Source organism: Domibacillus mangrovi, assembly GCF_001906925.1.
GTDB classification, from domain to species: Bacteria; Bacillota; Bacilli; order Bacillales; family Domibacillaceae; genus Domibacillus; species Domibacillus mangrovi.
On sequence record NZ_MRWQ01000001.1, the window covers coordinates 275,126 to 299,256 of the forward strand.

At 40.2% G+C, this 24,131-nt stretch carries 26 protein-coding genes; 6 read left to right on the forward strand and 20 right to left on the reverse strand.

The window, feature by feature from the left end:
• Positions 1-18: 18 nt before the first annotated feature.
• Together BLL40_RS01380 and BLL40_RS01385 are read right to left on the reverse strand one after the other, a co-directional pair.
• Positions 19-711 (reverse strand): helix-turn-helix transcriptional regulator, encoded by a 693-nt coding sequence (locus BLL40_RS01380; RefSeq protein WP_073710113.1) that lies wholly within the window; start codon positions 709-711, stop codon positions 19-21.
• A gap of 163 nt (positions 712-874) precedes the next feature.
• Positions 875-1,504 (reverse strand): MBL fold metallo-hydrolase, encoded by a 630-nt coding sequence (locus tag BLL40_RS01385; protein WP_073710114.1) that lies wholly within the window; start codon positions 1,502-1,504, stop codon positions 875-877.
• Between the two features lie 178 nt (positions 1,505-1,682).
• Between BLL40_RS01385 and BLL40_RS01390 the strand changes: the two genes are divergently transcribed.
• Complete coding sequence (locus BLL40_RS01390) at positions 1,683-1,859, forward strand: DUF2759 domain-containing protein (RefSeq protein WP_073710115.1); 177 nt, start codon at positions 1,683-1,685, stop codon at positions 1,857-1,859.
• A gap of 66 nt (positions 1,860-1,925) precedes the next feature.
• Here the strand turns inward: BLL40_RS01390 and BLL40_RS01395 are convergent, their stop codons facing one another.
• The 9 genes from BLL40_RS01395 to BLL40_RS01440 form a co-directional block, all read right to left on the reverse strand.
• Complete coding sequence (locus tag BLL40_RS01395; RefSeq protein WP_073710116.1) at positions 1,926-3,797, reverse strand: LTA synthase family protein; 1,872 nt, start codon at positions 3,795-3,797, stop codon at positions 1,926-1,928.
• Positions 3,798-4,026: 229 nt separating this feature from the next.
• Complete coding sequence (locus BLL40_RS01400; protein WP_073710117.1) at positions 4,027-4,956, reverse strand: ROK family glucokinase; 930 nt, start codon at positions 4,954-4,956, stop codon at positions 4,027-4,029.
• A 2-nt stretch (positions 4,957-4,958) separates the two neighbouring features.
• Positions 4,959-5,168, reverse strand: a complete 210-nt coding sequence (locus BLL40_RS01405) for a YqgQ family protein (protein WP_073710118.1) — start codon at positions 5,166-5,168, stop codon at positions 4,959-4,961.
• Positions 5,169-5,186: 18 nt separating this feature from the next.
• A complete protein-coding gene (locus tag BLL40_RS01410; RefSeq protein ID WP_083566178.1) occupies positions 5,187-6,734 on the reverse strand; it encodes a rhomboid family intramembrane serine protease in 1,548 nt (515 codons plus the stop codon).
• Between the two features lie 51 nt (positions 6,735-6,785).
• Positions 6,786-7,352 (reverse strand): 5-formyltetrahydrofolate cyclo-ligase, encoded by a 567-nt coding sequence (locus BLL40_RS01415; RefSeq protein WP_083566181.1) that lies wholly within the window; start codon positions 7,350-7,352, stop codon positions 6,786-6,788.
• Between the two features lie 47 nt (positions 7,353-7,399).
• Positions 7,400-7,549, reverse strand: a complete 150-nt coding sequence (rpmG, locus tag BLL40_RS01420) for a 50S ribosomal protein L33 (protein ID WP_018393928.1) — start codon at positions 7,547-7,549, stop codon at positions 7,400-7,402.
• Positions 7,550-7,600: 51 nt separating this feature from the next.
• Positions 7,601-8,461: a nucleotidyltransferase family protein gene (locus tag BLL40_RS01425; RefSeq protein WP_073710120.1), complete on the reverse strand. Its 861-nt coding sequence runs from the start codon at positions 8,459-8,461 to the stop codon at positions 7,601-7,603.
• Positions 8,458-10,731, reverse strand: coding sequence for a glycosyltransferase family 4 protein (locus tag BLL40_RS16725; RefSeq protein ID WP_159434173.1), 2,274 nt, complete (start codon positions 10,729-10,731; stop codon positions 8,458-8,460). Before BLL40_RS16725 ends, BLL40_RS01425 begins: the two co-directional genes overlap by 4 nt.
• A gap of 34 nt (positions 10,732-10,765) precedes the next feature.
• Positions 10,766-11,332, reverse strand: coding sequence for a DUF4912 domain-containing protein (locus tag BLL40_RS01440; RefSeq protein WP_073710121.1), 567 nt, complete (start codon positions 11,330-11,332; stop codon positions 10,766-10,768).
• A gap of 151 nt (positions 11,333-11,483) precedes the next feature.
• On the opposite strand from BLL40_RS01440, the gene BLL40_RS01445 reads away from it, so the two are divergent.
• A complete protein-coding gene (locus BLL40_RS01445) occupies positions 11,484-11,852 on the forward strand; it encodes a helix-turn-helix domain-containing protein (protein WP_073710122.1) in 369 nt (122 codons plus the stop codon).
• Entirely contained in the window at positions 11,849-12,313 is a 465-nt protein-coding gene (locus BLL40_RS16730) for an endolytic transglycosylase MltG (protein WP_083566187.1), read from the forward strand. Before BLL40_RS01445 ends, BLL40_RS16730 begins: the two co-directional genes overlap by 4 nt.
• Before the next feature lie 71 nt (positions 12,314-12,384).
• Here the strand turns inward: BLL40_RS16730 and pstB are convergent, their stop codons facing one another.
• The 6 genes from pstB to BLL40_RS01480 all read right to left on the reverse strand — a co-directional run bounded on the left by pstB (position 12,385) and on the right by BLL40_RS01480 (position 19,407).
• The gene (gene pstB / locus BLL40_RS01455; protein ID WP_073710123.1) at positions 12,385-13,194 is read right to left on the reverse strand and encodes a phosphate ABC transporter ATP-binding protein PstB; all 810 of its coding nucleotides are present in this window, start codon (positions 13,192-13,194) and stop codon (positions 12,385-12,387) included.
• A 43-nt stretch (positions 13,195-13,237) separates the two neighbouring features.
• A complete protein-coding gene (gene pstA / locus BLL40_RS01460; protein ID WP_073710124.1) occupies positions 13,238-14,122 on the reverse strand; it encodes a phosphate ABC transporter permease PstA in 885 nt (294 codons plus the stop codon).
• The gene (gene pstC / locus BLL40_RS01465; protein WP_073710379.1) at positions 14,122-15,108 is read right to left on the reverse strand and encodes a phosphate ABC transporter permease subunit PstC; all 987 of its coding nucleotides are present in this window, start codon (positions 15,106-15,108) and stop codon (positions 14,122-14,124) included. Before pstC ends, pstA begins: the two co-directional genes overlap by 1 nt.
• 51 nt (positions 15,109-15,159) lie before the next feature.
• Positions 15,160-16,140: a PstS family phosphate ABC transporter substrate-binding protein gene (locus BLL40_RS01470; protein ID WP_073710125.1), complete on the reverse strand. Its 981-nt coding sequence runs from the start codon at positions 16,138-16,140 to the stop codon at positions 15,160-15,162.
• Positions 16,141-16,536: 396 nt separating this feature from the next.
• Positions 16,537-18,633 carry a peptidoglycan D,D-transpeptidase FtsI family protein gene (locus BLL40_RS01475; protein WP_073710380.1) on the reverse strand — a complete coding sequence of 699 codons (2,097 nt, stop codon included), beginning with the start codon at positions 18,631-18,633 and terminating at the stop codon, positions 16,537-16,539.
• 165 nt (positions 18,634-18,798) lie between these two features.
• Positions 18,799-19,407 carry a superoxide dismutase gene (locus tag BLL40_RS01480; RefSeq protein ID WP_018393939.1) on the reverse strand — a complete coding sequence of 203 codons (609 nt, stop codon included), beginning with the start codon at positions 19,405-19,407 and terminating at the stop codon, positions 18,799-18,801.
• Between the two features lie 249 nt (positions 19,408-19,656).
• On the opposite strand from BLL40_RS01480, the gene BLL40_RS01485 reads away from it, so the two are divergent.
• From BLL40_RS01485 to BLL40_RS01495, 3 genes are all read left to right on the forward strand, one after another.
• Positions 19,657-20,193, forward strand: a complete 537-nt coding sequence (locus BLL40_RS01485) for a DUF1189 family protein (RefSeq protein WP_073710126.1) — start codon at positions 19,657-19,659, stop codon at positions 20,191-20,193.
• A gap of 96 nt (positions 20,194-20,289) precedes the next feature.
• On the forward strand, positions 20,290-21,384 hold the full coding sequence (gene ispG, locus BLL40_RS01490) for a flavodoxin-dependent (E)-4-hydroxy-3-methylbut-2-enyl-diphosphate synthase (protein ID WP_173799884.1): 1,095 nt from the start codon (positions 20,290-20,292) through the stop codon (positions 21,382-21,384).
• Positions 21,381-21,986 carry a hypothetical protein gene (locus BLL40_RS01495; protein WP_073710128.1) on the forward strand — a complete coding sequence of 202 codons (606 nt, stop codon included), beginning with the start codon at positions 21,381-21,383 and terminating at the stop codon, positions 21,984-21,986. The genes ispG and BLL40_RS01495 overlap by 4 nt, the downstream gene beginning before the upstream one ends.
• A 27-nt stretch (positions 21,987-22,013) precedes the next feature.
• Here BLL40_RS01495 and BLL40_RS01500 read toward each other — a convergent pair whose 3' ends face one another.
• The 3 genes from BLL40_RS01500 to BLL40_RS01510 are packed head-to-tail and all read right to left on the reverse strand — an operon-like array spanning position 22,014 to position 24,059.
• Positions 22,014-22,430 (reverse strand): Fur family transcriptional regulator, encoded by a 417-nt coding sequence (locus tag BLL40_RS01500; protein WP_073710129.1) that lies wholly within the window; start codon positions 22,428-22,430, stop codon positions 22,014-22,016.
• Positions 22,431-22,450: 20 nt separating this feature from the next.
• The gene (locus tag BLL40_RS01505) at positions 22,451-23,281 is read right to left on the reverse strand and encodes a metal ABC transporter permease (protein WP_073710130.1); all 831 of its coding nucleotides are present in this window, start codon (positions 23,279-23,281) and stop codon (positions 22,451-22,453) included.
• A gap of 13 nt (positions 23,282-23,294) precedes the next feature.
• Positions 23,295-24,059, reverse strand: coding sequence for a metal ABC transporter ATP-binding protein (locus tag BLL40_RS01510; protein ID WP_073710131.1), 765 nt, complete (start codon positions 24,057-24,059; stop codon positions 23,295-23,297).
• Between the last annotated feature and the right edge of the window lie 72 nt (positions 24,060-24,131).

Consider the following 24,131-nt stretch of genomic DNA (forward strand, 5'->3'; position numbering starts at 1 on the left):
TGTAAATGTTTCTTTCGGTCAGTTTGTGACGATTGCGTGATACGTACAATCTTGACACCCTTCTAACATCGTTGTTTTTTGGTGCAATTCTACATCATCAAATAGCGCTTCTAATGTTCCTTTTAAAAAAGCGGTATGTATTTTGCACGTAATCTCAGCTTCATCATGAAGCATTCCTTTGAACGGGCAGTTATATATAATAAATTGAACATGCCATCCATCTTCTTTAGGCTCCGCTTCTAACACATAACCAATTCGGGTAGCTAGTGACTGCAGCATAGATAATTTCTCATCCTCTGTTAAAGAAGATACATAGTTCTTAGCCCTAGACTCCACTGCACGACGACCTGCTTTAACGGCCGCTACCTCGGCCATTTTTAATCCATCTTCACCAAACATTTGCACCGTTTCCACTAAAATATTAGCAAGAAGCTGATAATCACGATGTGGAAATGACAGCTGCACCGCTTCTTCAGCTGGTCTATACACTTTACCTGGCCGGCCGCCTTTTCCAGTTTTGTTTAAATGAGAACAAATCAATTGAACATCTTCTAATTTTGTCAAATGAAGACGTGCAACATTTGGATGAATGCCGAATTCATTTGCTACATCCTGTACAGTTACTTTATCGTGTTCTTTTAATATATATTCATAAATCGAATATCTAGTTGCATCGGCCAATGTACCTGTTACTTTCAAGATTGTATCCAATATGCCACCCCATTGTCGTTTTTTATTTATTATAAACAACAATCTTATGGTAGAAAATGATAAAAGTCATACTTTTCACGTATTACGAAAAAAAGACACAATCACGAATATCGAATTAAAAATAATGGCTTTTGATTATCAGTAATCCGATATTTTTACTTTTTTAAAAACCATTTAAAAATGGATTGCTGTCCATTTCATTGGCAATGGACGTAGCAGGTCCATGTCCGGGCAGCACAATCGTTTCTTCTGGCAATGACAACAGCCTGTTATGAATGCTGTCGAGCAAATCCTGGTGATTGCCTCCAGGAAGGTCTGTCCGTCCGATGCTGCCCATAAATAATGTGTCTCCAGCAAATAAGGAGCCTCCTTCTTCAAAATAATAAGAAATGCTGCCGGGTGAATGACCCGGTGTATGAAATAACTTAAATTGAAATGGACCGATTATGAGTTCTTCTTCCTTTTCTAGAATAAAATCTGCTGGTGGTGCTGAAATCGCACCCATCCCAAACCGGCTTGAACCATTTAATTCCGGATTTCCAAGCCACTGTTCTTCTGATTTATGAATGTAAACAGGACTGTTAAACGTTTGTCTAATATGTTCAACGGCCCCAATATGATCAAAATGAGCATGTGTTAGCAGTATAGCAAGCGGTTTTAAAGCATTTCCATCCAGCCACTCTGCCAACGCTTCGCCCTCGGAACCTGGATCAAAAATAATGCATTCTGTTTTATGAGAAAGCACATAACAATTCGTTGCAAGCGGACCAAGCGGTAATTGTGTCCAATCCATATAATCTCCACCTCTCCTTTTTCGTACTATTGTATCGTAACAGGAAATCTTGTCTGATAAAAGAACAATGCGTTTCCACTCTCGACAAAAGGATTAAAACACTATACAATAATGTTGTGTATACTGCTATTACATAGTTTTTTCTTTTATTGATCTAATCAGAAAGGGGTTTAATAAAATGAACGGTTTAACGATTATTTTCGCTTTAGTGGCGATTCTTGCTGTATTCGGCACAATCAGCGCCTTGAAAAACAAAAACCCGCTTGGTATTTTATTTGGGCTCGGCACTGCCGGCGTCATCGGCTGGTTTACAATCATGACCATTATTAACCAAGGTTATCCAGCAGCTCACTAAAAAACAGGCACCCGTTTGTAACGGGTGCTTTTTTCATATTAAAAAACTGCCTCGGAAGGCAGTTTTTTAATGCTCTTTTTTCGCAGAATCCGGATCGTAGAAACGAAGCAGATCTCCATAAATAATACGGTCGGAATAATTCAATTCTGTTGCCGCTTTTTCGATATAGGGCTCACAGTAACTGCTATCTGTCGGTTGTTCAGTTGCTTTATCCCAGCACTTGCTATCTGCATAAACATAATCTTCTGTTATAAAACGGCCATCACGGAATGCAGCAAAGCTTTCATGATCTTCTGAATTCAAGTCCTGACCGAATTGAATATCTCCTTTTGTATCAATTCCAAATAAATGCAGCAATGTTGGCCTTATATCAATCTGCCCACCGACCGTTGAAATTTCCCGTCCATCAACACCTGGAATGTGAATCATAAATGGCACTTTTTGAAGCTGTGCCGATACAAACGGCGTTACTTCTTTACCTAAGTATTGCGACATTGCTTCATTATGATTCTCAGAAATACCATAATGATCCCCATACAGCACAATGACAGAATTCTCATATAGTCCAGATTCTTTCAATTCTTCAACAAAACGTTTCAATGATTCATCTGTATAGCGGACCGTTACAAAATAACGATTCAGTGTACCGCTATTTGAATTGTACTCATCAATCATTTTGTCTTCTTCGTCATAATAGAACGGATGATGGTTTGTGAGAGTAATCATTTTCGAATAAAACGGCTTCGGCATCTCTTTCATTAAACCGACAGATTGTTCAAAGAACGGAATATCTTTCATTCCCCAGTTGACACTGTTATCTTCTGTTATTTCATAGTCTTCCTCATCATAGAAACGCTCATACCCGATTGAATCGTACATAATGTCACGGTTCCAGAAACTTTTATTATTCGCATGCATCGCATTCGCATAATAGCCGTTCTCCGCCAGTTTTTCAGCCATTGAATTGAATTCATTGCCTGAGTGAGTAAAGAACACAGCTCCGCGACTGAGCGGATAAAGAGAGTTCTCTGTTAAAAATTCAGCATCAGACGTTTTTCCCTGTCCGGTCTGATGATAAAAGTTTGTATAATTTAAACTTTCTTCCGCAAAATCATTTAAAAATGGTGTAATTTCCTGACCATTCACTTTATTATTCAAGACAAATGCCTGTGTCGATTCTACTGATACCATAATTAAGTTTTTGCCCTTTGCTACACCGAACAATTCATCATTCGGCGCCGCATATTTAGCGTCCGCAAAGTTATCTACTTCTGTCATTTCACTGCTGTTAGCGAGCGCACGCTGTGCAGATGATTTTGACTGTAAAAAGACATCATAAATATGGTAGTTAAATGTACCAATATTTTTGACGAGCATTTCGCGGTCAAATGTTCTTGTCAATAATTGTGGACGTTCAATTTCAGCAAGACCAAGATTTAAAAACATAATCGCAAAAGCTGATAAAAAGTAAGCACGGCGATTCATTTTTGACATTGGGTGAAATTGCATAAAGGACGGCTTAAATTTCAACAGAAGGAATAAAATAATGACATCTGCAAAATATAAGATGTCAGTTAGACTGAATTCTTCTGTTACACTGTTGCCAAGATCGGCAAAGTTACTTGTTTGGAATAACAATGGCATTGTAATGAAATCATTAAAAAAGCGGTAAAACACGACATTTGCATAAAGCAAAAAGCTTAATAAAAAACTCATTGTGAGCAAATAACGATTTCGTACTTTATCACTTTTAAATAAAAAACCGACTCCCATGACCAACATAATAAAGCTAATCGGATTAATCAGCAAAATAAACTCTTGTAACGTATTTTCGATATCAATGTTAAAGCTTGTTTTATAGACGAGATATGTTTTCATCCATAAGAACAAAACGGCCACAGCAATAAGCGATATGTTGCTGCGAATTGTTCTTTTCATTTTTCCAGCCTCCTCGTTACATCTGTAACATCGTTCTGGGGTTGAAATAAACTCTCAACCTTTGTAAATTATCTTCCACAATCTTAATACTTTTTTTACAAAAAATCAAACAGAACAATACAAAATGTCTTTATAATATTTTCATGACGATTCTATACGTTATTCATACGCACCGATTGTTAAAAAGTTTCATAAAAAAATCCAGTCCAACAATCGCGGACTGGATTTGTTATGAAACGGTCTTTACTTTAGCCAAGTACGCTGCACCGATCACGCCTGCATCGTTGCCAAGCGTCGCCTTCTCGATAGAAAGAACTTCCATCGCTCGCGGGAATGTATACTGGCGTACGTATTGTTCAAGCGGTAAAAGAAGCGCATCGCCTGCTTCTGATACACCACCGCCCACAACGATTTTTGCTGGATTCATCGTATTAGCAATATTCCCTATAGCAAGCCCAAGATAATACGCACACCGATCAATGACCCGTTTCGCCGCTTCGTCACCTTTTGAGGCTTGAAGAAACACTGCTCGAGCATCAGGTGCTTCTTTTCCTTCTTCTTTGTAAAGATTAACGATGCCTGTTGCCGATGCCACCGTTTCCAAACAGCCATGCTTCCCACAGTTGCATAAAATTCCGTTTTCCGGGACTACCGTAATATGACCGATTTCACCAGCTGATCCGCTTACGCCGGTAAAAATCATTCCTTTTGATACGATTCCGCCACCAACACCTGTTCCAATTGTTATACAGACAAGATCTCCTGTTCCGTTTCCGGCACCTCTCCACATTTCACCCAGCGCTGCACAGTTCGCATCATTTTCGATAAAAACGGGCAGTTTAAGTGCTTCTTCTAGTAACCTCTTTAATGGATAGTTATTTACCCATCCAAGATTTACAGCACCGGAAATGGTTCCTTTTATGGGATCAGCAGGACCTGGTGCACCAACACCAACTGCAATCACATCAACGTTTGTCAATCCGTCTTGTTTAAGTTCGTTGGAGAAAGAACGGACGATGTCGGATACAATATTTGTACCGCCATCTGCTTGATCTGTCGGAATTGCCCATTTGCGAATAATGTCACCTTCCACTGTTAAAAAAGCCATTTTAATGGTTGTGCCACCAATGTCAACTGCAGCAAGACATTTTCCTCCCATCGTCAACTCTCCTGTTCTTTTTCTTTTTCAATCGCAATGTTCTGGCGCAAAAGCAACAGCGCCATCTGGTATTCCTGTGTTTCGACGAGCTGTGATTGATATAATTCTTTCAACTCAGCTTCCATTAACTGCAAATCCGCTACGCGGTTACCAATATATACAAACACACCGTATCGTTTTAACAGCTGCTGTACATCATAAATTGTTCTCATTTTCGTTCACCTTACCCATTACTCAAGTTTTTTTGCCAACTCCTGATAGTTCGCAGCATCTGGCGCATACGTAAGTGCTTCTTCGATAGATTGCTTCGCTTTTTCTAACTGCCCGTTCTCAACATAAATGAGTGCCATATTAAAATATGCTTCATGAAAATTCGCCCGTTCACGAGTAGCCTGTTTCAAATGCTGCTCCGCTTCTACAAGACGGCCATCTCCCATCTCAATGAAGGCAAGATAAAAATATGTTTCTGCAGAAGGCTCGCCACCGTCTTCTAAAAAAGCCTTTAGCATTTGCTCTGCTTCTGCATCATTTCCGACGTTGATTTCTTCCTGAACCCGCAAATTAACAGAATCGGCATCAAGTGCTGCATAGCCGCTTTGAAAACCGAGCACAAGCCCTATTGCAACGGATGCAACCGTTGCAATGATAAAAGCAAGTTGCTGTAAAACACGTCGTTTTTTAGGAAAATGAACAATACCTGTCGCGAGAAAACCACCAATTAATCCACCAATATGACCTGCATTATCAATTCCTGGGACCGTAAATCCAAAGACAAGGTTAATCCCAATCACAAAAAGTACATTCATACCCATTGTCCGAAAAAAAAGCTTGGGCTTTGTAACGCCAAAATAAAGCAATGCCCCAAACAAACCGAAAATCGCCCCGCTCGCACCAGCTGCTAAGTTAGGCGTTAATAAAAAGCTGAGCAGACTGCCGGTAAAGCCAGAAAATAAATAAATCCAGATAAAGCGAAGACGGCCATAAATTTGTTCAACAGCTATGCCTAAATAATAAAGAGCAAGCGAGTTCATGATAAGATGAAGCAAACCGATATGCAAAAATATCGGTGTAATAAACCGCCACCATTCTCCTTCTAAAATAAGTGGATTGAATTTCGCACCAAATTCAAGTAACACAGTTGTATTTGTACTCCCGCCAGCAAGTGTCATCAGAATAAAAAGAATAATGTTAATGGCTGTAAAGAGATACGTGAAAAATGGTTTCCCATAATGAAAAAAGCGCTCTTCCTCTTCTTTTCGCTTTACTTCATGTGATAATACGGATCTCTCATACGCAGCTGCTTCATCTTCAGCTCCATCAAAATCACGTCGTTCTGGAACAGGTGATAAAACTAATCCCAACTGCCGAAGCGACTGATTGAGATCTTTTTCGGTAAAGAGCAGTGTGTCTACCTTTGTTTTGCCGCCTTGTGGTGACAGAACAGGTTTTAAATAGCTTTCATATTCATTAACTGGCGGGTGTTGAGAAACCACAATATTCAATAAAGACAATTTTCTCATACCCATCTTTTTACGGATTTGTTCACCATTCCAGACAATCCGTTTTACATCCCGACCGAGATCTGCCGCCCATCCAAGATCCTGATTCTTTAATCTTATTAACATTGCTTCTTTATTTGAACGGTTCTCCAGCCATATTTCCCGTTTGTCCTGGCTTAAACGAGCAATGGTGTACTCTTGCTCAATAACGAAAAAAAACGCCAGCCGCCAGAAAATCACATCCGTTTGTATATTCATTTCATCACTACTTTCGTACATCTTATTGTTCCCACTATAGCGAAACACATTCAGCTGGTAAAGTAAGAAGAATTACTTCAAACATTTTATGACAAATTCGTCTGTCACAATTTTCTGAACAGGTAAATCGTGTACTTCTACCGGGATATCACTACTTAACTGAAATGAAAATGCCAGTGATACAGTATAACCTGTAAATTCAGGTAAAAAACGATCATAATATCCGCCACCAAATCCAATTCTATATCCATTTTCATTAAATAATAGTCCTGGAACGATCATAAAATCAATACTTTCACAAGATATAGCGCTTGTTTTATCAACGACCGGTTCATATATACCCGCATAAATTTTCTCAAGTTCTTGAAAATCAGAAAGAAAATAAAACTGCATCTCTTTTGTTACAGGTACACATTTTGGCACACAAACTTTTTTTCCACTCATCCACGCATGACGAACGATCGACCACGTATCAACTTCGAACGGTGCAGACACTGTTAATGCAACTATGTCAGAGTTCCGCCACTCAGGAAGCGCATACAAATGCTGCGTGATACGGTAACATCGTTGCTCATATTCCGTTTTTTCGAGTGCCGACAACTTCGCTTTTATGTTTATTCGCATTTGTTTTTTATTCATAATTCCCTCCATCAAAAAGAAAAAACAGCAGGAAAGTTTCCTGCTGCTTACTTCGTTTCACGATGCACTGTCATTTTTTTTAATCGCGGGCTGTATTTTTTCAACTCGAGACGATCCGGGTTGTTACGTTTGTTTTTTGTTGTGATGTAATTGCGATCACCGCTCTCAGTGCAAGCCAATGTAATATTTACACGCATAGTTTATTTCCCTCCAAACTTGTCTCGCTTATTATGTTCAATGCGACTTTACTATAATAGCACTTTTTCATCAGAAACACCAGCCTGTTTTTTCAAGATTGATGAATGTGAATCACCAAGTACATTAACCTGCGTTTTTTCAAGTGGGTTTGACGCAGAGTAGCTGTGAGAACACGGATATAATTGCTTTGGCATACTAATTCCTGTAATGCCCCTTTTGAGCCTTTTTTCGGCCAGTGCATATTGACGAAGTGTACCAATATCCTGCCAATACGCATTTGTTTCATATACATAAACAGGCTCTTCATTAGCAATTAGTGCCGGGAATACATCTTTTGCAAAATCAACTTCTCCACTGAATGCATAATCGGAAAAAAGAGAAGGTTCAATTAAATAAATACCTGTACTTACCTGATTCGTCAAGAGGCGTGGTTCGTCTGGTTTCTCCAGAATAGATATAAGACGGCCTTCTTGGTCCGCTAGACACACACCAAATTGTTCCGGCCGCTCTGATGGGGTTATGACTATGGTGACACGCGCTTTGTGTTCTTTATGAAAAGCATATGCATCGCGAAGCGACACATTTGTCAGTGCATCGCCACTCAATACGGCCACCGTTTCTTCAAATAAATCACTCGATGCAAAAAGACTCCCCGCTGTTCCAAGCGGTGCTGTTTCCTCAATGTATTGAATGTCCAGCCCAATTTCTTCTCCATTCCCCGCATACTGTTTGATGATCTCTTTTTTATAACAGACTGTCATAAATACACGGCGAATCTCATTCATCTTGAATACATTCAAATTGTAATCTAAAAGCGGTCTATTCAATAGTGGCACCATTGGCTTGGGGATATAATCTGTAATCGGTCGGAGACGTTTTCCTCTTCCTCCTGCAAGCAATACTCCTATCATGTGCGAACACCTTCCATTTTCTTGATAAAAACGGTTTGATCGTACACCTTTTCTGTCTGCTCACTGATGTGTTTCCAACTATACAACGCTTTGGCCATTTCATGCCCATTCGCACCAAGTTCTTTTGCAAGATCCGGACGTTCTAAAATTGTTGTGATTTTTTCTGATAAATCACCTGCATTTCCCGGCTCAAATAAAAGACCTGTTTGCTCATGCAAGACAAATGACTTAAGCCCACCTGTCGCTGAGGCAATAACCGGCTTTTGAAAGGCCATTGCTTCAAGCGCTACTATGCCGAACGGCTCATAAAGACTTGGAAAAACAGCTGCTTCACACGTCTGAAATAATGCTTTTCTCTCATCATCGCTCACATAGCCGACAAAATGAATGATGCCTTCGAAACCGCGCTTCCTCGCTTCCATTCGCCACTCTTCTAAAAGCGGACCCTTACCCGCAATAATAAACTGAATATTCGTTTTTTTCAAGCTTTTTAAATCCATATTAAAAAATGTTTGAAATCCTTTTTCAAACACCATGCGCCCAAGTGAAAAGATGAACGGACCCATTTGGTTGAATCGTCCTTCTACCGTTGTTTTCTCTTCAAATTCAACACCGTTTGGAATAACATGAATGTCTTTTCGTTTCGCTTCATAATGCACACGTAGTTCCTCTTTCATAGGCTGGCTACATACAATTACCGTGTCTGATATCGAAATAAGTTCCTTTTCTTTCAATGCAATAGCAGACTGCAATTCATTATGAATTCCATTATTACGGCCATGTTCTGTTGCATGAATAGTGGACACAATTGGAAGCCAATGATTACCTGAGAGAAGAATAGCTGCGTCACCGGTTAACCAATCATGCGTATGAATCACCGATATATCATAATCACGAATGAGTGCTTCTCCCTTTTGGAATAAACACATATTCAAATCTGCCACACGGCGCATGAAGTCGGGCTCACCTTCATGGAGAGGACCTGTACGGTATATATGAACACCATTTACACATTCATATTCTGGAGAACCTTGATACGAAGATGTCAGAACAATGACTTCGCGGCCTGATTCAACGAGTGCTTCGGCAAGCCCATGCACATGCCTTGCCATGCCACCAATAATATTCGGCGGATATTCCCACGTAAGCATCAAAATGGCACCGTCCATCTCATCCATCTCTTCACTTAAAATTGTTGGAATAAGTTCAACACCGTAATGAAGTCTCATCCTTTGATGAGCATAATCAAAATCCGGAAAATCTTTACTCGCTCCGTCCAGCAAATAGCGAAGAGAATCTTTCGCACTTTCCAATTCAGCATCAAGATTCTGCAAACAAGCATATAAACAAAATGCCCATTCTAAATCGAGGACACCACCCGCCTCGCACATTTGAGTGGCCGCCTTTTCATCCCACTCGTTTTTCAGTTGGAATACAGCTTCACATCGATTCAATTCGTCTGTTGTCATTAACGGCTTCCCTTCATTCATACGTTCATATACGAGTGGAATATGAATAATCCGTTCATGAAATTGTCTGGCAGGTGCTTGAACGGCTAATGAATCAATCTCCTCAAAAAAAGTGCGGGCATTATCATCACCTAATCGCATGACCACTGGAATCAATAGCTTATGATCCACATTCATTTGTCCGTACTCATATGGCAAAATCGATAAACCATGCGGCGAAATCCAATGAAACATATCACGTTCATGCGCTGGAAATGCCTCCTCATGAATCATTACAAATTGACAGCCTTCACGGTAGAGGAGTTCATCGATTCCCGGCATATAGGCACCGCGTGGAAGCCAAATGGATGGGGGAACCTCGTCAAAAAGCTCCTGCCAAATTTTCGCTGTCCGTTTAATGTCTTCACCAGCCGCTTCCTTCACTGGATATGACGTGAGCGGGAATTGACTGAGCGCCATCGGTATGAGCAGCAATTTATTTTCCTTGATTAGCGCCCGGCAAGCTTCGATAAATGAACTGTCATGCTTGCGTAATACAGCTGCGGCTTCATGGTTCGGCTCTTGCTGCATAAATGCTTGAACGGCCATCTTCCCTCTTACACCATTCAGCCAGCCTAATGTAAATAAGTTGATCGTAGCAGCAATCGGCCGATCACCTGTTGATTTTTCAGCAGCTGCAAGTATATAACCATACACATCCATAATTTTCATTATTTCTTTACTACTCATACTTGAACCGGCAAGAACGAGAGGCCGAAACGGACTATCTGCCAGTGCCATGATAGAAAATGGATATTCCATTTTACGTATACCTCCATTCATTTTTGTGCATGAATCACGTCGAGCAGTCAGGATGCTCAATCCAGGCAGGAACACGGAATGGGTTCTGATGAAACTGCTCTGCATCATACATCTTGTAAACGTAGTCTCCGCTGCTTTGATACGGTGTATGAACAGGATGAGATTGCAAGATTGGAAAGAATAAATACGACTCTGTTAAAAAACCGAGTTCACAAATATATGAGCGATTTCTTCTTAATCCTTTTATCGTCCAAAATTGATCGCTTACACTTACTTTTATACATGTAACAGAGTGCGCATTCATACCATTAAAATAAATATCAGTAATATCAAAAATTCGCAAATCCATTATGGCTGGATTAAGCGGTTTGTTACAGCGTTTAGCCGCTTCTAAAATAGATGGGTGAACGCGCCATCTACAATACAAACGGTCTGCTGATAAAAAAACTGCATTTAAATCACTTTGCCAAGACATCCCATCCCGCTCCAACACACATTTTCGCCATTTGTATTTTACTTTTTCAACGGATAAATCAAGCTTATCTGCAATTTGCTTCCAAGTAGAATGCTGGTTGTTTAATCGGACAATATCTTTATTCAATATGTATCACCCCGGTCTGGCAGTTTTTCCTTAAATTGTTTATAATGCTATCGTACCACGTTCCAAACGGTGCGGCAATCTGCATCATTCTCATCTTTTTCCTGCTCATATGTGGTATAATAGGATGACTAGCATCAAGGAGGACACTATTATGAATGGACTGCTCATTGGGCTTGCTGCAGCAGGCACCGCCTTTATCGTACTGTCTTTCTTTCTAAAAGACAGACAACAGCAACTCGAAAAAGATCTGGAAGAATTATCGTTGCAAATGTTGCAAGAACATTATCAAATAAACAAAAAAATAAGACTTATTGAAGAAGAATTATTAATCAGTGATGATCTTTCTCCTTCCATAAAAAAACCAGGGCCAATCAATCAAATTATTCAAAATCAAGTAATAGCGCTTTATAACCAGGGCGTTGACATTCCTCAGATTGCCGGGCAATCCTCTTTATCCGTTAAACAGGTCAAAAGAATACTGGCCAATCCCAAGCTTCACCGAAAGGACACTGACATATGACGAAGCAATCTATACGTTCATTTGGATTTGGTCTACTTGCTGCTACAGCTACCTTTTTTCTTTTTGATTACATGTCAAAGGACCAATTGCTATCCAATGAAGAAATGATTCAGTTGTTGGAAGAGGACAATTACACCGTGCTGACTAATAACGAATTGAATGAACAACTGGTAAAAAAAGCATCTGTAGAAACTATCTCACCTGCTAATGCTGAAAAGGAACGAATCAGAGCAGATGAGTCTGCCATTTCTGAAAGCAAAGAGATCACAGTCACTATTAAAGCAGGCATGTCTTCAGATGATATCATCGACGCCTTAAAGAAGGCAGGGGTTATTGATGATAAAGGATCATTTAATACATATTTAAAAGAAAATGAGTATTCTTCAAAGCTTCAAATTGGCACATTCACATTTTCTGCGGATATGCCCAACGAAGAAATCGCATCTATGTTAATAAAGTAATACTTCATTCAGTAGGGAATTTACTGTATATTAAATAAAAAGCCGGCGCAATGGCAGCGCCGGCTTTCTCATTACCCGAATCGACCTGAAATATAATCGTCTGTGCGACTATCTGCAGGGCTATTAAAGATCGTATCCGTCACATCGTACTCCACAACTTCTCCATTTAAGAAGAACGCTGTTCTATCCGAAATACGTGCTGCCTGTTGCATGTTATGTGTCACAATTATAATCGAGTACCGCTGTTTTAATTCCTGAATCAACTCTTCAATTTTAAGTGTCGATACAGGATCAAGAGCAGATGTAGGCTCATCCATCAAAATGACGTCCGGCTCAAGTGCCAGGCAGCGAGCAATACAAAGACGCTGTTGCTGTCCTCCTGAAAGTCCATATGCTGGTTCGTGAATTCGATCTTTTACTTCTTCCCAAAGAGCAGCGCCCCGTAAACTTTTTTCAACTGTTTCATTAATGATTTGCTTGTTTTTGATTCCATGAATTTTCAAACCAAATGCAATGTTTTCATAAATTGATTTTGGAAATGGATTTGGCTTCTGGAAGACCATTCCGACACGCGTACGCAATTCCTCAACGAGAAAGTCTTTATTGAAAATGTCACGTTCACGATATTCAATGCTACCATTTGTTTTAACACCTGGTACAAGATCAATCATGCGGTTCAGCGTTTTAATATAAGTCGATTTCCCGCAACCGGATGGACCGATAATAGCCGTTACTTCTCTTTCATTAATTTCAAGATTAATATTTTTCAGTGCATGATGATCGCCATACCATAAGTTTAAGTCTTTTGTATTATAAACCAGCACATTTTCTGTTTGCCCGGCTTGATTATTTTCTTTTGATTTGACTGCAGTTAGCGTCATGTAAAGTTCCCTCCAAATATAAAATCATTTTCTTCAAAACGAGTTATCTGCTCTGGTAACGATTTCGAATCCACACTGCAACGGAGTTCATCATAATAAGCACAACGAGAAGCACAATGATTCCTGCCGCCGCTAAATTATGAAACTCTTCCTGTGGTCGACTTGTCCAGTTGTATATTTGCATTGGTAAAGCAGTAAAGGAGTCGAATACACCTGACGGTAAAAATGCAACGAATGTCGGAATTCCCACAACGATGAGAGGTGCTGTTTCACCAATTGCCCGTGAGAAAGCAAGAATGCTACCTGTCGCGATTCCAGGAACTGCATACGGAATAACAACCCGGGAGATTGTCTGCCATTTCGTTGCACCAAGTCCATAAGAAGCTTCTTTTAACTCGTTTGGAACTGCACGAATCGCTTCTTGTGATGCAACAATAATTACAGGCAATACGAGAAGAGACATTGTAAAACCGGCAGCAAGAATACTGTTTCCAAAGCCAAATAACCGAACAAAAATCGTTAAACCGAGTAAACCGAATACGACAGAAGGAACACCAGCAAGATTCGATATGTTCATTTGAATCCAGCGTGTAAGAGCATTTTTCCCTGCGTATTCTTCCAGATAAATTGCTGATCCTACACCAAAAATAGCAGCTGTTGGTACAACGACAGCCATCATCCAAATCGTACCGACGACCGCTGCTTTAATGCCAGCTTGTTCTGGACGGCGTGATGCAAAGTTTTGAAGAAAATCCCAAGATAAATATGGAGCTCCTTGTACAATAATACGATAAAGCAATACAATAAGTATAATCGACGTAAAAAGCGTTGCTGTAAAGAAAAGTCCTTTAACAACCTTGTTTTTAGTAAGCCTGCTGTCAATACGATTGATCATTTCTTCGGATTTAATTCGTTCTACGTTCTCCATCAGTATTCCTCCCTAAAACGCTTCGAGATGAACTGGGCCAGCACATTCATCGCCAGTGTAAAGACAAACAACGTGAAGCCAACTGCGTAAATGCTGTAATAAATCGTTGTACCGAAACCAGCATCACCTGTCGTTACCTGTACGATGTAAGATGTCATCGTTTGAAGCGACGATGTCAAGTTAAGTGCTGCAGACGGTGTAGATCCAGCTGCAATAGACACAATCATCGTTTCACCGATAGCACGGGATATACCGAGAACGATTGAAGCAAGAATTCCTGATAAAGCGGCTGGGAAAATAACTTTAGACGCTGTTTCCCATTTTGTAGAGCCAATCGCTAGTGCGCCGTGGCGCACCGGCTCTGGTACTGAAGACAACGCATCTTCTGATAAAGAAACAATCGTTGGAATAATCATGATCCCAACAACAATCCCTGGACTGATCGCATTAAATAATTCAATCGATGGAAACAAACCACGCAAGAACGGTGTAACAAACGTAAGGGCAAAAAAACCGTATACGATCGTCGGCACACCTGCAAGTACTTCAAGAATCGGCTTCATAATTTTGCGCGTACGGGCGCCCGCATATTCACTTAAATAAAGAGCAACTGCAAGTCCGAGTGGCACGGCAAACAGCGAAGCAATTAATGTGATTTTTAATGTACCTAGAACGAGTGGCCATATGCCATAAACGGCTTCTGTTTTAGAAAATGGATACCATTCTGTCGCTGTAAAAAACTCAACAATAGATACATCCCCAAAAAACGTAAATGTTTCAAAAATTAATGTTAAAACAATACCTAGTGTTGTTAAAACTGACACCGCCGCCATAAAAAAAAGAATGATCGGTATTATTTTTTCTCTTCTGTTCAAAAAGCCGCCATTATATTTTTTTTCAAGCAGCTCATGAACCGGACTGAGTTCTTTGTTTTTTGTTTTCAACCCGATTGCTCCTTTCAACCCGAGTACACCAATGAAGGACATTACTCTCATTGGTGTACGTCATCTTTATCCGCTTTTTAGTTGATACAGTGCTTATTTCAATCCTTCAAGTGTAGACAATTGCTCATCGTACTTTTCTTCTGGCAATGATACATAACCTACATCTTCAGCAAGTGTTGCTGCATTTTCAAGTGTAAATTGTACATATGCTGCTGTTGCTGCGTCATCTTTAATCGCTGCATTGCTTACGTATGTGAATAGCGGGCGTGAAAGTGGAGCATATTCACCGCTTTCAATTGTTTCAGCGTTAGGTTCAACTGCATTTCCTTCTTCATTCACGATTGGAACTGCTTTTAGGCTATCTTTATTTTCAAGGTAGTATGCATAACCAAAGTAACCAATTGCATTCTCGTCACCTGTTACACCTTGAACAAGTACGTTATCATCTTCAGAAAGAGTAGCTGCTTTGTCAATTTGTCCGCCATCTAAAATGACTTCATCAAAGTAATCAAATGTACCTGAGTCAGTCCCAGGTGAATAGAATTTAATTTCTTCTTCAGGCCATCCTTCGCGTATATCAGACCATTTTTTCGCAGTACCATTATCAAGCCATATTTTTTTCAACTCATCTACAGTTAACTGATCAACCCAGTCATTGTCTTTAGGTACTACAACTGATAAACCGTCGTTAGCGAGCTGGAATTCTGTATATTCAATGCCTGCTTCTTTAAGTGCAGCAGCTTCTTCTTCTTTAATTGGACGAGATGCGTTACTCATTGCTGTTTCACCAGCGATGAATTTTTCAAAGCCGCCGCCTGTTCCTGATAATCCAACAGTTACTTTTACATCAGGCTGTTCAAGCATAAATTCTTCGGCAACAGCTTCCATGATCGGATAGACAGTTGATGAACCATCGATAGAAATTTCACCTTGAAGCTGCGCATCACCTGCGTCAGTTTGTTCTGTGTTTTCTCCATTTTCTGTTCCTGTGTCTGCTGCGTCGTTTCCACAAGCGCCAAGTACAAGTGCCGATCCGAGCAATGCTGATAAAGTAAGAACTTTTACTGGTTTCATTTCTTCATTTCCCCCTGCAAGTTTGTTTTTTATTATTTTCTACACTCCATACAATAACGGAGTAGTATTAATAAGGTTTTAACGAAGTGTTAATGTTTTGTAAAGGAAACAAAACAAAAGAAACTGCTGTCTTTACTTTTATATATAAAGAAGGACTCTATACATAGTTATTTTTAGCAACTGTCTCTTTCATCAACTAGAACAAGCTTTGTTCCTTCTTTTAATACTTACGGATCACGATCCTCTTCTGCACAAGATACTACTTGAATGTCAATAAAATAGATTTTATCCTTTTTATACAGCGGTTCCAAAGTGAACTTACATATATCCCCTTTTTTTAAAAACTAAAAAGAGCTGCTGTGTATTCTAGTCAGATTACACAACAGCTCTTTTTCGTCATTCGGTTGTATTTGAGATAATATCCTGATCAATAACAGCTTCTGCCGGTTTTGCCTTCGCTTTTTGTTTTTTCAGCTCAAAATATGCGTCCATCGCCCGGCGACCGATCACATTGTTAATTGAAATAGCGTTAGCACTGCTTTCATATGCCCAAGGTACGACAACGGACATAGCGACTTCCGGATTGTTGGATGGCGCATAGCCAACAAGCGTGACGTTCCAAGTCATCGGGCGACTCCCTTTGCTCTTGTCCCATTCACCATCATATACACCTTCAGCTGTTCCTGTTTTAGCGGCCATGCTATATGGTGCACTAGCGAAATATCTAGAGGCTGTTCCTTCAGATGCCTGTGCCACAAGACGAAATCCTTCCTGAACACGTTCAATCCAGCCCGGTTCTAGATCAAGTGTATTTAATACTTTCGGCTGAAATTCTTCTGCCACCGGCCCAAGTTTATTCGAATCTGAAATGGGCTGACGAATTTCTTTTACAATGTGCGGCTCCATCCGATAGCCTCCATTCGCGATCGTTGATACGTACTGAGCCATCTGAAGCGGCGTATACGTATCAAATTGCCCAATTGAAAAATCGAGCAATTTCCCCGGCTGATCGACATATCCTTCATAGCCATCCTGTTCATTCGGTAAATCGATTCCCGTTTTGACACCAAGACCAAATTGATTAAAATAGTTTCGCATCGTGCCAAATGCATCCGGATCTAATTTCAACCCGCCATTCGGAATATAGCTTGCACCGCCAATTTTCATTGCTGTTTTAAACATATATACGTTAGAAGAGCGCATTAACGCGTACGTGTCACTGATGCCCATTGCACCTCCCCGGTTAAACCATGAGCTTTTCGAGTTTGGCGTTCCGGCAAATTTAAGCGGTTCATCAACAATGTATTCACCTGGTTGATTGACGCCTGCCATATATCCCGTCAAAACGGTTGCCCCTTTAACGGCTGATCCCATTGCATAAGAAGTCGTCATATTGCCTGATGCAAAATCAAGTATTTCTGCTTTCCCGTCGTTCACTTCATATTTTTTGCCGGCCATCGCTAAAATTTCACCTGTATTCGGATCCATCATCGTGACAAACGTACGGTCCAAAAGCGGATGTCCCCCAGAACGTTTCGCTGCGCCAAGCTCTTCTTCAATAATCTTGTCGATTGCCGTTTGTAAATCCATATCGATTGTTAATATAAGGTCTTTACCACGCTGTCCTTCTGTAATGATTTCTGAATCCAGCACATTACCAGATCTATCGGTAATATTTTTCATTTTTGTTTTCTGCCCGCGCAGTACTCCCTCATATTGATACTCAAGGTAACTTTTCCCAACACGATCGTTTCGGCTGTAGCTACGTGATAAATAATAATCAACCATTTCTTTCGGAAGACCTTCTTTAGATGATGAAATATTACCAAGTACCGTTTTTAATGTACTGTCATACAAATAAGCACGTTCCCAGTCCGTTGTTGTATTCACACCGGGAAGCGACGATAAATTTTCACTGACGACCGCATATTCAACATCCGTTACATTGACGTTTTTTACAATTTGCGGTGTTAATGCATAGCCAGATGTAAATTCACGATAGATAGCCAGCACTTCAAGCTCGTCAGCTGTTAACTCCTTTAAATCCTCTTCTGTAATACGCTCTAACTGCAATTTATAAATTTCATCTTCTGTTATTTCATCGTTTTCATAAGCATTCCACTCTTGATCTGTCACTTTGGCTTTCACTTTTTCTTTATTTTTACCAATCCAAAAGTCTTTTTTATCACGCACCGTCACTTCATCGATTTCTTTTTCGATCAGCTGAGCCAGCTTTTCCGCTGTCTTTATCATTTCATCTGCATCTGGATTTTTCGGCCTTGTATATGTAATCGCATTTTGCGGCATATTATCGACCACAATCTGTCCATCTCGGTCAAAAATTTTCCCACGTGGTACACTCGTATTTACAGTGACGTCTTCTGTCCGTTCAATTTTACGCTGATAATCCTCTCCCTGTACAATCTGCACGATGCCTAGTCGGAAAATAAGTGCAGAGAATAGTAGGAAGACGATAAAAAACAACATATTCATTCGAAATGGAACGTGTGTCTTTTTCTTTTTATTTGCTTTTCTCAACCGCCTATTCCTTTCTAACCTTCTTTTCTACCTATATCCCATTGTAACGAACCGGCATGTTTTTTTCCACAAAAAAACCGGTCCACATACGGGACCGGTTTAAAAGATGCTTCTATAAGATTATAGAGCTGATTCGTAACGTTTTGATACTTCATCCCAGTTTACAACGTTCCAGAATGCAGAAATGTAATCAGGACGACGGTTTTGATAGTTCAAATAGTACGCATGCTCCCAGACGTCAAGACCAAGGATTGGCGTTTTGCCTTCCATAATCGGTGAATCCTGATTTGGCGTGCTAGAAAGTTCAAGCTCTCCATTTGCAACAGAAAGCCATGCCCAGCCAGAACCGAAACGAGTAGCGCCCGCTTTTGCAAACTCTTCTTTAAATGCATCAAAGCTGCCAAATTTTGAATCGATTGCATCACCTAATTTTCCAGATGGTGCACCGCCGCCGTTTGGAGAAAGAAGCTGCCAGAAAAGAGAATGGTTTGCATGTCCGCCGCCATTGTTACGGACAGCTGTACGCGCAGATTCAGGAACGGCATCAAGATTTGCAATAACTTCTTCTACTGATTTAGAAAGAAGCTCTTCATTGCCTTCAAGTGCATTGTTCAAGTTCGTTACATACGTGTTGTGATGTTTTGTGTGATGGATGTTCATTGTTTCTTTGTCGATGTGGGGCTCAAGTGCGTCATACGCATAAGGTAGTTGTGGTAGTTCAAATGCCATTATAAAATTCCTCCCAAAAATAAAATTGACTTATCTAACTCATACATAAGATTAGCAAAATTGTGAACATGACGCAATAAATATGCCTATAAAAAGAAAGAAATGCCAGAAAAATTTCATCCTGTTCATTTATTATTTAAGTCTACCAAAAAATGTATCGAACTTGATATTATGTATTCTTCTTGAATTGAACAGATCGTGTGTCTACAATTATAGAAAGCTTTATTTTAAAGAAAGGAACAAGTAATTATGTCTATTTTTAAGCAGCTTATAAAAAGTCTTCATTCACCAAAATATATTGCCGCATTTCGTATGCAAGGAATTGGCAAGACGATTAATTACCTTTTTTTCCTTGCGCTTATCATGTGTATCCCGATGATTGTCTACATGGTCCTATATGCAATAGGTGGCAATGAATCAGCAAGAGCAGTGATCGAAACAAAATTGCCGATCTTAACGATGGAAAACGATATAATAACAGCGAATTCATTTATTCTGCTTCCAGCTATGCTCATTATGTACTATTTGTTTGTTTCCTTTATATTATTTATCAAAGTGTCTATTTTTGGTGGGTTAGGCTTATGGCTCGCTCATCTATTGAAAAAACGTGCGGAGTACCGCCACACATTTCGAATGACTACATATGCCGTTACACTGCCTACATTACTCATTGCGATGACAGAACTGATGGGTCTTACACTGCCTTTTGGTTATCTATTTGACTGGACCATAACAAGTACGATACTCATTATGGCTATCCGTTATTTACCCAGTGCACCGAAGTAAACGCAATTGTTGTCTCAGCATGCTCTCCTCTGATAGAATGAGTAAAGAAACGATATTTAGATTAACTTTTAAAGGAGCGAATCACCATTGAGTGAAATCACCCACCGTACGAAAACCCGTGCTGTCAAAGTTGGCAATTTAACGATTGGTGGCAACGATGAAGTCATCATTCAAAGTATGGCCACTACAAAAACACACGATGTAGAAGCAACTGTCGCGGAAATTAACCGGCTTGAAGAAGCCGGCTGTCAGATTGTCCGCGTTGCATGTCCTGATGAGCGCGCAGCAGATGCTCTGGCGGAAATTAAAAGCCGGATTAACATCCCTCTCGTTGCTGATATTCATTTTGACTATAAACTGGCGTTAAAAGCAATTGAAGCAGGTGTTGATAAAATTCGCATTAACCCTGGGAACATTGGCCGCCGCGAAAAAGTAGAAGCCGTTGTTAATGCGGCAAAAGCGAAAGGTATACCGATTCGTATTGGCGTTAATGCCGGGAGTTTAGAGCGTAAAATTATTGAAAAATACGGTTATCCAACAGCGGATGGTATGGTTGAAAGCGCACTTCATCATATTAAAATCTTAGAAGACCTTGATTTCTACGATATTATCGTCTCGATGAAAGCATCTGACGTCAACTTAGCCATTGAAGCATATGATAAAGCAGCAAAAGCATTCGACTATCCTCTTCATCTCGGTATTACTGAATCTGGTACATTGTTTGCTGGAACGGTAAAAAGCGCCGCTGGGCTCGGCGCTATTTTAAGCAAAGGTATTGGCAACACACTCCGCATTTCACTAAGTGCCGATCCTGTAGAAGAAGTAAAAGTAGCTCGTGAATTATTAAAGTCATTTGGTCTTGCCGCAAATGCTGCAACACTTATTTCTTGTCCAACATGTGGCCGCATTGAAATCGATTTAATTGCGATTGCAAATGAAGTGGAAGAGTACATTTCAACGATTAAAGCGCCAATTAAAGTCGCTGTGCTCGGATGTGCCGTAAACGGTCCTGGTGAAGCACGTGAAGCAGATATTGGTATTGCAGGCGCACGCGGCGAAGGTCTTTTATTTCGTCATGGAAAAACGGTCCGAAAAGTACCCGAAGAAAAAATGGTCGAAGAGTTGAAAAAAGAAATTGACTTGATTGCGGAAGAACATTATCGCAAGCAAGCACTTGCTGCCCCACAATGAAGCAAGTAAAAGAAAAGCGCTTTGGCATTGATATTGACGGCACAGTAACATGTCCGACCAGCCTCGTTCCCTTTATCAATGATGCTTTTTCGTTAAACATAACGTTACAGGACATTACAAAGTATGACCTATCAGAAGCACTCAACATTCCGCTAGATCAAATGCGTGCCTGGTTTGATGAGACTGAACCGGCAATTTATGCATCTTCCCCGCCTGCAGACGGTGCCGAATACATTTTATCGAAATGGCAGCAACAATTTCATTTATTGTTTATTAGTGCCCGCCGCAAGCACTTATTCGAAATTACTGAAACATGGTTCAAAGAACAAAAGATCCTTTATGATCACCTTGAACTTATTGGTTCTCATAATAAAGTAGCGGCTGCAAAACGAAATGGAGTCGATATCTTTTTTGAAGATAAACATGACAATGCTGTCATGATCGCAGAAGAGCTGCACATTCCTGTCGTACTATTTAACACGCCGTACAACCAGGATTCTATTCCGGATAACGTCATTCGAGTCGATAACTGGTATGAAGCGGACGCATGGGTTCATCAGTGGATCAAAACAAACGAAATTGGCCCGATTACCCGCCCATAAAAAAAAGCGTGACCAAGATTTTCTTAGTCACGCTTTTTTTATGCATTCTTTACACTGTCCGTATACTTCAAATTTATGGCCAGTAATATCACAGCCGGATAACTCTTCAATGTTATTCATCGGACACATATGAATTTCTTTCGTTTTCCCGCACGCGAGGCAAATAAAATGATGATGATGATGATTATGTGAGCAAGCAAAACGAAAATGACGTTCGCCCGATAATTCCGTTTCTTCTAATATGTCCATTTCAGCAAACAACGCTAGATTTCTGTAAATCGTATCAAAACTCAGCCCTGGATAATCTTCTTTCATTTCTTCAAGCACATCTTTTGCCGTTAAATATTTATCATGACGAGCAAAAAGAGCAAGCATTTCTTCCCGTTTCCCCGTTTGTTTATAGCCCTTTTCTTTTAACAGCCCCATCGCTTTTGTTAGATTCATGATGCGAAGCCCCTTCCATTTTAATTCCGGTCTTTTTTCCATAGAATGACGGCAAATAAAAGCACAATCGATGTCACAACGATCGTCCCGCCCGGTGCGAGATTAAGATAAAATGCACTGATAAGACCAATTAGTACAGCCGTTTCACCAAATAAAATAGATAGCCAGATCGTCTGCTTAAATCCTTTTGCGACGCGCATTGCTGCTGCAACTGGAAGCGTCATAAGCGCAGAAACAAGCAGTACGCCGACAATACGCATCGAGACTGAAATGACGAGCGCCGTTAAAATAATAAACGCAAGATGAACGGCTTTCGCTGGAATTCCCGATGCCTTTGCATATTCTTCGTCAAATGATAAAACAAACAGCTCTTTATACAATAGAAACACCGTAACAAGAACAGTAATACCAATTGCGATGACTGCATAAAAGTCTCCACGGCTAACCGCACTGACACTGCCGAATAAATAACTGAACAAATCGGTATTAAATCCATCTGCAAGTGAAATAAAAATAACGCCAATACCAATACCTCCGGACATCATAATCGGAATGGCTAGTTCTTGATAATGTTTATAAACACTGCGCAGCCGTTCAATTAAAAGTGAGCCGCCGACTGAAAACAGCATGCCAAAGTAAAGCGGATTAATGGTTGCCATTGTTGGAACGGTCTGTCCAAGATACAATCCTGCTGCAATGCCAGAAAGTGTAACATGGCTTAATGCATCCGCGATGAGCGAAAGACGTCGAACGACGATAAACGCGCCGAGAAGCGGCGCAATAATGCCGATAACTGCACCTGATAAAAACGCATTTTGTAAAAATTCATATTTTAGTATCGCCTCAATCATAATGATATTCCCTTCAATGGTCGTGATGATGATCTAGCAGTCGAATTCCATGTCCATATAAATGAGATAGTTCCTGCTCATCTAATTGAATAAATTGTTTCATACTGCCATGAAAATGTAAATATTTATTCAAGCAGGCAACATGTGTCACTTTATCTGTAATCGTACCAATGTCGTGTGTTACAAGCAATAACGTCATGCCAAGTTCTTTATTTAAATGCGTAAGCATATGATAAAACGACTCAACATTTTGTCTGTCTACACCGACAGTCGGCTCATCTAAAATTAAAATAGACGGATTGGAGACGATAGCCCGAGCAATAAAGACGCGCTGCTGTTGTCCTCCTGATAAATCACCAATATTGCGTTTCAAAAATAACTCCATGCCGACCGCTTTGACTGCCTTTTCAACCGCTTCTTTTTCCTTTTGTCCTGGACGATGAAACAAGCCCATTTTCTTTGCGAGTCCGCCCATGACCACTTCATGAACCGTCGCTGGAAATCCTGTATTAAAGGAGTTTGCTTTTTGTGAAACGAAACCGATTCGGTCCCAATCTTTAAATTTTTGCTGCGGGGTGCCGAATAAGACGACGTCCCCTTCTTTTGGTTTTAACAGCCCTAGAATAATTTTAAGTAACGTAGACTTTCCCGATCCATTTGGGCCAACAAGACCGACAAACGCGCCCTCAGGCACAGATAAGTTAATATGCTCGAGAACACTTTCACGGTCATATCTGAAATTCACATCGTGAATATCGATAACGGTCTTCTGTTCCATGTTGATGATGACTCCTTTAGCAGTAAGAATGATTACGATTTAGTTGTAGTTTAGTATACATCATGAATATCA

Bases quoted from the DNA above. Each gene is read 5' to 3' on its own strand.
- BLL40_RS01385 (WP_073710114.1), bottom strand. From the start codon at position 1,504: ATGGATTGGACACAATTACCGCTTGGTCCGCTTGCAACGAATTGTTAT.
- BLL40_RS01390 (WP_073710115.1), top strand. From the start codon at position 1,683: ATGAACGGTTTAACGATTATTTTCGCTTTAGTGGCGATTCTTGCTGTA.
- BLL40_RS01395 (WP_073710116.1), bottom strand. From the start codon at position 3,797: ATGAAAAGAACAATTCGCAGCAACATATCGCTTATTGCTGTGGCCGTT.
- BLL40_RS01400 (WP_073710117.1), bottom strand. From the start codon at position 4,956: ATGGGAGGAAAATGTCTTGCTGCAGTTGACATTGGTGGCACAACCATT.
- BLL40_RS01405 (WP_073710118.1), bottom strand. From the start codon at position 5,168: ATGAGAACAATTTATGATGTACAGCAGCTGTTAAAACGATACGGTGTG.
- BLL40_RS01410 (WP_083566178.1), bottom strand. From the start codon at position 6,734: ATGTACGAAAGTAGTGATGAAATGAATATACAAACGGATGTGATTTTC.
- BLL40_RS01415 (WP_083566181.1), bottom strand. From the start codon at position 7,352: ATGAATAAAAAACAAATGCGAATAAACATAAAAGCGAAGTTGTCGGCA.
- rpmG (WP_018393928.1), bottom strand. From the start codon at position 7,549: ATGCGTGTAAATATTACATTGGCTTGCACTGAGAGCGGTGATCGCAAT.
- BLL40_RS01425 (WP_073710120.1), bottom strand. From the start codon at position 8,461: ATGATAGGAGTATTGCTTGCAGGAGGAAGAGGAAAACGTCTCCGACCG.
- BLL40_RS16725 (WP_159434173.1), bottom strand. From the start codon at position 10,731: ATGGAATATCCATTTTCTATCATGGCACTGGCAGATAGTCCGTTTCGG.
- BLL40_RS01445 (WP_073710122.1), top strand. From the start codon at position 11,484: ATGAATGGACTGCTCATTGGGCTTGCTGCAGCAGGCACCGCCTTTATC.
- BLL40_RS16730 (WP_083566187.1), top strand. From the start codon at position 11,849: ATGACGAAGCAATCTATACGTTCATTTGGATTTGGTCTACTTGCTGCT.
- pstB (WP_073710123.1), bottom strand. From the start codon at position 13,194: ATGACGCTAACTGCAGTCAAATCAAAAGAAAATAATCAAGCCGGGCAA.
- pstA (WP_073710124.1), bottom strand. From the start codon at position 14,122: ATGGAGAACGTAGAACGAATTAAATCCGAAGAAATGATCAATCGTATT.
- pstC (WP_073710379.1), bottom strand. From the start codon at position 15,108: ATGTCCTTCATTGGTGTACTCGGGTTGAAAGGAGCAATCGGGTTGAAA.
- BLL40_RS01470 (WP_073710125.1), bottom strand. From the start codon at position 16,140: ATGAAACCAGTAAAAGTTCTTACTTTATCAGCATTGCTCGGATCGGCA.
- BLL40_RS01475 (WP_073710380.1), bottom strand. From the start codon at position 18,633: ATGAATATGTTGTTTTTTATCGTCTTCCTACTATTCTCTGCACTTATT.
- BLL40_RS01480 (WP_018393939.1), bottom strand. From the start codon at position 19,407: ATGGCATTTGAACTACCACAACTACCTTATGCGTATGACGCACTTGAG.
- BLL40_RS01485 (WP_073710126.1), top strand. From the start codon at position 19,657: ATGTCTATTTTTAAGCAGCTTATAAAAAGTCTTCATTCACCAAAATAT.
- BLL40_RS01495 (WP_073710128.1), top strand. From the start codon at position 21,381: ATGAAGCAAGTAAAAGAAAAGCGCTTTGGCATTGATATTGACGGCACA.
- BLL40_RS01500 (WP_073710129.1), bottom strand. From the start codon at position 22,430: ATGAATCTAACAAAAGCGATGGGGCTGTTAAAAGAAAAGGGCTATAAA.
- BLL40_RS01505 (WP_073710130.1), bottom strand. From the start codon at position 23,281: ATGATTGAGGCGATACTAAAATATGAATTTTTACAAAATGCGTTTTTA.
- BLL40_RS01510 (WP_073710131.1), bottom strand. From the start codon at position 24,059: ATGGAACAGAAGACCGTTATCGATATTCACGATGTGAATTTCAGATAT.